The organism is Candidatus Zixiibacteriota bacterium, assembly GCA_034439475.1.
Lineage (GTDB): Bacteria > Zixibacteria > MSB-5A5 > GN15 > FEB-12 > JAWXAN01.
Map to the genome: position 1 here is coordinate 1 of JAWXAN010000065.1, position 7,478 is coordinate 7,478.

Here is a 7,478-nt window from a genome sequence, read left to right on the forward strand (position 1 = left end):
CACCGTCCGCCGCGGCGGACGGTGGTACAAGAAACAAAGCCTCAATCTCATGTTTTCTGATATTTGGTAGGTCTAAACCTTCTTAGGTCTCGACATCTTTTCTCAAATTGAAGACAAAAACTGGCGGGTTCGAAGACGGATTCGCCCTACCAGTGTGACTTCTTAGGAGTGACAAAACAATCTCATGTATTCTTCATCTTGTAGCGATTCCGACGTAGCGGGCTGGGGTGACATTTTGCGAACACCCACCCCACCAATCAAAAAACCCCGCCTCTTTACGAGGCGGGGTTTCGTTCGAATATCAAAAACTAATTCGCTGACTCTTATGCGAGTCAACTATACCGTACTAGCGACGGGTGCGCGAGGCAGTGCGACCGGAGGCATGACGGCCGACCGGACGGGTTGGGCGACGTGTGGAGTTGCCGTAACGAGCCTTGGAGGTCGGACGGCTTGTGGTCGGGGTGTTCTTGCCGTTGCTCTTCCACACCGACGGATTAGCCTTCTTGATGCTCAGATCGGACGCTTTGTAACGAACCGAATAGACTGTGCGGCCAAGCTGACGGGCAACCCATGAAGTGCTCTGGTTGCGATAGTTCTTGCGCATAAATGCGATTTCCGTGCTGGTCCAAGGGCTGCCGCCATTGGAGGCGCGACGTGTGGACGTACGACGAGCTGTCGGACGTGGGGATGAAGCGGTACGACGGCTTGTCGCGCTGCGACGGGTTGGTGTTGTGCGACGGCTTGCCGCACGACGAACGCTGGAACGGTTTTTTCTTGTTGCCATTGTGTCAACTCCTTACATATTGAGTCGTTAAAATTCGCGAACATAGACATGGCATACGTCCCTGCCCGCCGTTTTCTTGTTACATACTAAACTTCATCGGTCAAACTCTAAGATTCTTTACAGCAATCGTTTAAGTTTTTTTCAGCTGAAACGGTGAGACATCGTGCAATTATTGAACAAACAATCTGGTCCATGCCGTTTATACGCCACCCAAGTCATAACAGACTTGCTTTCAATATGCAAGAATGAAAATAAAGAACAAGAATATTCTGGTTAAACTCGGCATGCGCTTTCTGATACACGCTCAGAATCGCGGTATGTGTTGGGTGTGAGCTTGCGATTGTGCTCTTTCACGCACAGTGCGCCTTTCGGTGGCCTTCGCTTTGCTCTTGTGTATGATTATTGAACTGCGTAGTTTGAAAGTATGGGATGGGAAGTGTATCATAGTGTATGAAGCGAAGAGACTTTTTTGCCGGCCTGTTCATTCTCCTCTGTATTGTCTGCTTTTATCTCTTTTATAAGCTCATCGTCCCATTTTTTGTGCCGATCGCATGGGCGATAATTCTGGCTATAACGTTTCATCCGCTTTTTCGATGGTTTTCAGCGAGGATGAAGTCTCCCGATTTAGCCGCAACGGCGGTGTGTGTTGTCGTCCTTCTTCTCATCCTCGGGCCGGTTAGTTATCTCTTTATTGCGCTGGTGAACGAGGCCTATGGGATTGTTCGGCATGTGGACAATGCGTATAAAAGCGGCGAACTTCAGAGATATTTCACCTATGATCCGCCTTGGTTCAGTTCAATTAAAATCAAGCTTTCACCGTATATGGATGTGTCGAATATCAATCTGGCCGGGCTTGTGCGAGATGCAATAGAGAAGGTTACCGGTCTGGTTGTCGGTAAGTCTACCTGGATTGCCACGAACGTCACGAAGTCTCTGCTCTATTTTTTTATAATCATGTTTTCGCTTTTTTATTTCCTGCGGGATGGAAATCGATGGGTTGATAAACTAAAACGAATTACGCCGCTCACGAATAGCCAGATTGATGCCACCTATACGCAGCTTCGAGAAATAATCGAGGCGACTATGTACAGCGGTGTGGCGATTGCGCTGCTTCAGGGATTGCTGGGCGGGATTATTTTTTGGATTTTCGGATTGCAGTCTCCGATTTTTTGGGGAGCGGTGATGGCCTTCCTGTCGCTGATACCATTCATCGGCGGTTTTCTGGTCTACATCCCCGGCGGACTCATTTTGATCTTTGACGGTTCCCCGGGCAAGGGAATCCTGGTTATCGCGCTTGGGATAATTTTGGTCAGTCAGGCCGATAATTTCCTGAGGCCCTATTTATTGGCTGGCCGCACCGCGCTTCACCCGCTCTTATTATTTTTCACGCTCATGGGCGGAGTTTTGATGTTCGGCCTGCTGGGGGTTGTCATTGGCCCGGTGATAGCCGCGGTGTTTTTTACCCTCGTGCGTATCATTGAACTGAAATTGACCTGGCGGGAGACCAAAGTTGACGAAGTCGATTAGCTTGTTTGCGTGCTCAATTTCAGGTTTGCCGGAACTCGGTAAATGATACATACTACTCCAGAGGCAGGAATGAACCTGCCCCTCTTTTATTTTTTAAGAGAGAACCGGAGAACGAAGTGGTAATATGATCGGAAAACGAGTACTCATCACCGGCGGAGCAGGATTTTTAGGGTACCACCTTGCCAGAAATCTGTCCGAGCGAGGTGTCTCTTTCATTGCCTGCAATGATATCGCGCCGTTTTTCAAAGACGAATATCCCGATGGCGCGCTTTTGCGCAATGTCGATGTCCGTGATGCCGATGCCATGTACCGGCTAATCCATGATAACAAAATTGACATTATCATTCACACTGCCGCCGCCCTGCCGCTCTGGCCGCGCGAAGAGATAATGACGACCAATATCGCCGGAGTCCGAAACACGCTTGAGCAGGCAAGAAAATGCAATGTTGAACGGCTGATTTTTATTTCTTCGACGGCTGTCTACGGCCTGCCGGACAAGCACCCGCTCGTTGAAACAGATCCGGTCTATGGAGTTGGCGCGTACGGAGAGAGCAAAATCGCGGGCGAAGAGATCTGCGCTGAGTTCCGCGAACAGGGGATGTGCGTGCCGGTCATTCGGCCAAAAACATTTATCGGAACGGCGCGGCTGGGGGTGTTTCAGATTCTCTATGATTGGGTGGATTCGGGCAAACGGATTCCTATAATCGGCAAGGGTGAAAATCTCTATCAATTGCTTGAAGTGACCGACCTTATTGAGGCCATCTGGCTCGCGGGATCGGCTTCGCCGCAGTTGGCAAATGATATTTTCAATGTTGGGGCGCAGAGATTTGAGAAGGTCAAACTCGATGTCGGGGCGCTCTGTGATTTTGCCGGCAACGGGGCAAGAGTGATGCCGACACCTGCGCCTCTGGTGAAAGGGGCACTGGCACTTTTTGAATTTATGAAAATATCCCCCCTCTATAAATGGGTCTACGGGACGGCTGATAAAGATTCGTATGTTTCGACGGAGAAGATTGAATCAAAACTTGGCTGGAAATCCCGCTATTCGAATCAGGACGCGCTCATTACATCGCACAAGTGGTACCTTGAGCATAAAGATGAACTCACGACTCAAAAAGCAGGTGTGACCCACCGTGTCGGTTGGGATCAGGGGATTCTGAAATTATTCAAGAAGTGGATGTAGGGGGGTTGGGGATACAGGGGTTTTTCTTGCCGCGTGTGGCATGAGATCGTGAGGTCACCCGCCACAGGCGGACTTCGGTGGCCTCAGCGCTCACTCCTCGCTGTTCGCTCGAAGTAAGCAAGACCCGACGGAATAGGTGAAAGACGAATATGAAATTGCCATTCGCCACAGCGGGCTCAGAAGCGAAACTCGCAATGGCGGGTTGGGAAAGTTGGCTTTGATTCTTGTGCCGCCATTCCGACGCAGTGAACGCGTTAAAATATGAGAAGTTGGTGCACGGGGACGTACAGCAGGGAACGAAGAAAAAGGTACACTGGAAAAGTGTCAGGAGAGAAGGCAGCTATCAGGATTTTATAGTGGAGGCGGGTGTGGCGACGGGTTTTCGATGATATATGTATTCTTGGGCGAGGACGGTTTGCTCTTTGGCCCAGTCCGGCTCGGTGACCGTTCGACGTTGCTGGGCATACAACCCGGCCAGTCGCAGAGGCCAGGAGCGGTTGGTAAAAGCTCGCGGCATAAGTCTCTGTGGCCTGATTCCCCAAAACCCGAAAGCCGCAGTCTGTGCATGGCGCGATAGTTGGGGCAGCACGCCCTTGCCGGCCATAATGTCACTGCTGGCAGTCTGGTAGAGAGATTCGAGAGACTCCTGATGGTATCTCGGAGGAACTTTTTCACAAAACGGTATTGAAGCAGGACCCGGATTCGTAAATATGTTGGGTGTGTGTGAACTGGGTAGTTTTTGCATGAGCTCGGGATGACTTCGTCTCAGCATCGCCTCGCAGACTTCGTTTGTTCGTTTCCACATAGGTGAAACAGAGAGCAGGAAATCAGTGAGCTCGTAATCGAGAAACGGAAAAACAGAATCGATCTTAAGTGAAAGCAGGCCGTTAGGCTGGAGCGCAGTCTTGCGGCGGCTCCAATTGCTAAAAAAGAAAACCATATGGCGGTGGTCGAAATAGGGAAGATTTGTAAGCTGATTTTCAAGACGCGTTGAAAATGGAAGGGCATCTCTTTTTAGCCTGAAATGCGATTCCCACAGATTAGAGAAACGGGTTTCTATTGATCTTGCAAGCCAAGCCGGGTCATCCATATGATCGGCTTCAGCCTGATAAGTAAAGTGAGCATCGCAAAAAACATCGCCGCCGAGTCCGTCGAAATTCACTCCGCTGCCTGCCGGGATTTCTGAAATTAAGGGAAGAATCCAGGCATGGGAGTCGGTCTCAAAATCCAGCAGCATGCGAGTGTATCGCGTAATCTGGCCTTGATCCGATGGCGGTGGCAGGTTGATGCCGATATGCGGAACACCGTATTCATGGCAAAGGGCTCGCGCGATAGTTACATCGCACATCCAATTCCCGTTGTGATCGACAATCGGCGCAGTATAGGAAATTAATTTTGGGGAGTGTTTGACGAGTTCAAGCAAAATCCGCCGTGAATCAAATCCTGCACTGAGCAAGCAAATTGGGTTCTCGACCTGCTGCATGAGTGAAGCAATGGAAGTTGAAAGCAACCGTTGAGCTTCATCAAGGAAATCAGGGAGCGTGATTGTCCGTGTGGCAAAGACTTTATCAAACCACCAGTGTCTCTCATATGTGACTTGGCCGTTCCGGAAGGTCATGACAGACCCAACGGGTAGACGGTGGATCGAAGGATACAGTGTGTCTTCGCCCAACGGAGAGCCAAATGCGCAGAGTTCCTCAAGCGCGGCGAGGTTTACACTGGCCTCCAACTCAATCGCGAGGAGAGCTTTGATCTCTGAGGCAAACAGCAATTGCGCGCCGCTGTGTCGAAAATAGAGCGGCGCCATGCCAAAGCGATCGGAGCCGAGTTGCAAAGTTTGGCTTGTTGAATCCCAAAGCGCAAAGACAAAACTTCCGCTCAGATTAGCAAGAATCTGGATACCATGTCTGGGCAATAGATAGGCAAACAAATCCGCAGGAGTCGAAACCGAGGCTTGGCCGGAACTCTCATATCTGACCTGTTCGCGGAGTTTCGGGAAATCGCGAAGGTAGCCGGAGAAGAGACAAAGGAGCGTTTTCTCGGGGTTGGCATAACTATGTGTGGAAAAATTATGAGAAGAGAAAAAAGTTCGAGCGAAGCCGGCGCCATTGAGCGGGCATGCATCCTGAGAAAAATCAGCGGAATGAACCATGGGAGCAATCAGCTTGTTTAGAACAGCGGCCACGAACTCCTTGGACAAGCTGGGATTGATAACGCCACATATACGGGACATTAAATGTTCGCCTCGTTACAGATATGGTTAGCTACAGGAGTATCTTCTACATTGCTTGCGCGCGATAGATGGCAAGAGAATAAGACCCGGTTCAAAATGCGCTTTTCCTTCTCTTCAACCTGCAAGATAGTCATTTTTGTGTGAAAAATCAAGCCCAAGGGCAATTTGTTCCTGACTCGGGACAGGCGCTAAGAGAATTGATTCCCCTCATACAGTTCAATAAACTGAACCATCATTATTGTCAAGTCTGGCCCTCGGTAGGCCGATAATACCGAATAGCCTATGCTCTATACCATTACATATCCCGAGGCGGTGCTGCAATTTACTGGCAACGCTGTCAAAGCCTTTGTCGATGCCGATTCGTCCGTATCGGCAGTTGCCAAAGTTCGGGAGTCATTTCGTTTTATGCGCGAGGAGACGGCGAATTTGATTGGTGAAGGGCAATATCTCGTTATGTTCAAAGTCGTCCATGATTATCGCCAGTCGCTGTTGAGAGCGATCGACAAATCTGTACGGCTTCTCTGCAACCAGCGGTTTTATAACCATGCCCGCTACCTTGACCGATATATTGTCGCTATTATTGCCTTTGAGACCGGAAAACCGGCATGGCTTGGAGAATCGGTCAATGATCTAACCGAAGAAATATGCGCGCTTCGGACAGCGGCCATAGTGGCTCGCGAAGTTGCCAGTGTTGACTGTTTTGTCGACTGGGATATCTGTATTTTCAATTATATAGAGCTAAACTTCAAAGACGGCCACAAAAGTCGTGTTATGCGATACTTGTGATGATTCAATGTGAGGAAGTTGTATTGACTAAAACGTTTGTCATAATTATACTATCATACATAGGCCGAGATGAGAACAAAAGACATTACCCGATTGCGCATAATTATTTCTCCCGTGCTTTTCATAGCATTTTTGATAGTTATGATTGCCCCATGTACAGAGTCCTCGCCTGTAGCAGAAGTGCTTCCTGCAAATTTAGCTGAAGAGCGCACGAGCGGCGAACTTTCGCCAGTACAATTCCCTGTAATTGAAATCGATGCAGCAACTGGTGGGATAATCCATAAGAGCTCAAAAACGTCCTCTGTTGTGTGTAACGGAAACTGGCAGGGTCCGAATGCGGGTTTTCTGACCGGATGGTACGCCGGAAACGAACACTATGCCGTATATCAAGATCCCATCGAAACCGGTTGTCTCAGCACCTATCCATTTGCAATAACGACGGTAAAGTGGCGGGTGACGAATATGACCAACGCTAATTTGACTATTGACATGAAGCCGACCATTTACTCTGTCAGCCCGGCAATACCGAACTGCGCCAAACCGGGCACACAAATTTTCGCCGGAAATCTTTTCGCCGTTGTACTGCCTCCGCTCACGACTGCTATTGTGAGTCTGCCGCTTGGAACTTCGGTCTGCCTCAATGGCCCGTATTTTTCCGGAGTGACCTGTCCGACACTTATTGGATTTGGCAAACTCGGAATAAATCTCGACAGCATGCAGGTTGTGCCAAAGCGAGCCTGCGCAAATTATAACGACTTCAAGGGCTTCTGGGAAGATGTTATAACAGTATATAATTTCCCCGGCAATGTTACGCTGTGGTCTGAGGGTAATAACTCAGCGGCTAATAGCTGTCCGACCGGCGGAAATTGTTGCGCGGGTCTAACCGGCAATATTGATTGCGACCTTGCCGGTACTGTAGATATCAGTGATCTGACTGCGCTCATTGATCATCTCTTTATTTCAAA

At 49.3% G+C, this 7,478-nt stretch carries 7 protein-coding genes; 5 read left to right on the forward strand and 2 right to left on the reverse strand.

The annotated features are described in order from the left end of the window. Positions 1–346: 346 nt before the first annotated feature. Positions 347–604, reverse strand: coding sequence for a hypothetical protein (locus tag SGI97_09350; GenBank protein MDZ4724091.1), 258 nt, complete (start codon positions 602–604; stop codon positions 347–349). Between the two features lie 52 nt (positions 605–656). On the opposite strand from SGI97_09350, the gene SGI97_09355 reads away from it, so the two are divergent. From SGI97_09355 to SGI97_09365, 3 genes are all read left to right on the forward strand, one after another. After that, positions 657–815, forward strand: coding sequence for a hypothetical protein (locus SGI97_09355; GenBank protein ID MDZ4724092.1), 159 nt, complete (start codon positions 657–659; stop codon positions 813–815). 419 nt (positions 816–1,234) lie between these two features. Further along, entirely contained in the window at positions 1,235–2,311 is a 1,077-nt protein-coding gene (locus SGI97_09360) for an AI-2E family transporter (GenBank protein ID MDZ4724093.1), read from the forward strand. Between the two features lie 124 nt (positions 2,312–2,435). Continuing rightward, positions 2,436–3,494: an NAD(P)-dependent oxidoreductase gene (locus SGI97_09365; protein MDZ4724094.1), complete on the forward strand. Its 1,059-nt coding sequence runs from the start codon at positions 2,436–2,438 to the stop codon at positions 3,492–3,494. A gap of 343 nt (positions 3,495–3,837) precedes the next feature. On the opposite strand, the gene SGI97_09370 is transcribed toward SGI97_09365, so the two are convergent. Next, entirely contained in the window at positions 3,838–5,727 is a 1,890-nt protein-coding gene (locus SGI97_09370; GenBank protein ID MDZ4724095.1) for an asparagine synthase-related protein, read from the reverse strand. Positions 5,728–6,009: 282 nt separating this feature from the next. Between SGI97_09370 and SGI97_09375 the strand changes: the two genes are divergently transcribed. Both SGI97_09375 and SGI97_09380 read left to right on the forward strand, forming a co-directional pair. Next, positions 6,010–6,513, forward strand: a complete 504-nt coding sequence (locus SGI97_09375) for a hypothetical protein (protein MDZ4724096.1) — start codon at positions 6,010–6,012, stop codon at positions 6,511–6,513. A 69-nt stretch (positions 6,514–6,582) separates the two neighbouring features. Next, positions 6,583–7,478: hypothetical protein (locus SGI97_09380; GenBank protein ID MDZ4724097.1), on the forward strand; the 896-nt coding region annotated here is incomplete at its 3' end.